A 1,355-nucleotide genomic window follows, 5' to 3' on the forward strand; every position below is an offset into this window, starting at 1 on the left:
GGCAGGACCATCCGCCACGAGACCGGTGTGGACACCCTGCGGGAGGGGTTCTCCCAGATCGCGGCCGGGAGGGGGGCCATGCTGCTGAGCGGGGACGTCGCGGACCACGCCGACCGGGACGGACTCGTCCTCGTCCCGGTCAACGGCCTGCCGGAGTCGTCCCTCGGCCTGGTGTGGCCGCGCGGGGACCGGCACCTGAGCGTGCCGGTCCTGGCCGCCGCCCTCGCCGACGCCCTGGGCTGAGGAGCGGGCCGGACCCGTTGCGGGTGCGACGCACGGGACGCCCGTGGTCCGCGGCCCTGCCCCTCACTCCTGCTGGCGGTGGGCCCGGTGCTTCTTCTTGGGCACGTCGCGCATGTCCACGTAGGGCTCCTCGTCCACCGGCCGGCCGCCGGAGATGGCGCGTCCGCGTTCGATCTCGGCGTTGAACTCCTCGCCGAGCAGGATCGCGATGTTGGTGATCCACAACCACACCAGGAAGACGACCACCGTCGCCATGGTCCCGTAGGTCCTGCCGTAGGACGCGAAGTTGGCCACGTAGAAGGCGAAGGCGGCCGAGGCGAGCAGCCAGAGCACGACCGCCAGCACGCTCCCCGGACTGACCCAGCGGAACCCGCGTCTGGCGTTGGGCGAGGCCCAGTACAGGAGCGCGATCATGAACACCACGATGAGCAGCAGCACCGGCCACTTCGCGATGTTCCACACCGTCACCACGGTCGAGCCCAGGCCCAGCAGCTGCCCGACCCAGGCCGCGGCGCTGCCGGTGAGGGCGACGCCGACCACCGTCAGGGACAGCAGGACGACCATCAGCAGGGTGACGCCGACGCGGATCGGCAGCGTCTTCCAGATGGGGCGTCCCTCGGGCACGTCGTAGACGACGTTGGAGGCGCGCATGAAGGCCGCGATGTAGCCGGAGGCCGACCACAGGGCGATCGCCAGGCTGACCAGGCCGAACACGCCCGCGGCCGTCTGGTTGCCCTGGAGGTTCTCGATGGCCGTCGTCACCAGCCGCGCGGCGTCGGCGGGCATGGTGGCGGAGATGTTGTCGGTCAGGGTCTGTGTCGCGGAGGGCCCGGCGAGGCCGAGCAGTGACACCAGCACGAGCAGCGCCGGGAAGAGCGACAGGATCGCGTAGTAGGTGAGCCCGGCGGCGAGGTCGGCCAGCGCGTCCTCCTTGAACTCGCCGACGGTCCGGCGCAGCGACGCCCACCACGACGACGCCGACATGTCGGTCGGTTTCTCGGCCTCCTCCGGGGAGGAACGGCCGTCGTAGGCGTCCGAGGAGTCGCCTCCCACCATCTTCCCGCTCCTTCCCTCGCCGGTCCCGGGGGCCGGGCCCCGGAGGATGCGGGGCG

The 1,355-nt window shown here is 71.7% G+C and carries 1 protein-coding gene and 1 pseudogene; one reads left to right on the forward strand and one right to left on the reverse strand.

Translation table 11 applies throughout. The features are described 5' to 3' along the window. Positions 1–243 (forward strand): annotated as a pseudogene (locus tag DQW06_RS24985) (LysR family transcriptional regulator); the annotation flags it as partial. A 63-nt stretch (positions 244–306) separates the two neighbouring features. On the opposite strand, the gene DQW06_RS24990 reads toward DQW06_RS24985, so the two are convergent. Next, positions 307–1,299 (reverse strand): YihY/virulence factor BrkB family protein, encoded by a 993-nt coding sequence (locus DQW06_RS24990; protein WP_013155229.1) that lies wholly within the window; start codon positions 1,297–1,299, stop codon positions 307–309. Positions 1,300–1,355: the final 56 nt, after the last annotated feature.

Source organism: Nocardiopsis sp. TNDT3 (assembly GCF_003427465.1).
Lineage (GTDB): Bacteria > Actinomycetota > Actinomycetes > Streptosporangiales > Streptosporangiaceae > Nocardiopsis > Nocardiopsis dassonvillei.

Coding starts and splice junctions, on each gene's coding strand:
- DQW06_RS24990 (WP_013155229.1), bottom strand. CDS start 1,299: ATGGTGGGAGGCGACTCCTCGGACGCCTACGACGGCCGTTCCTCCCCG.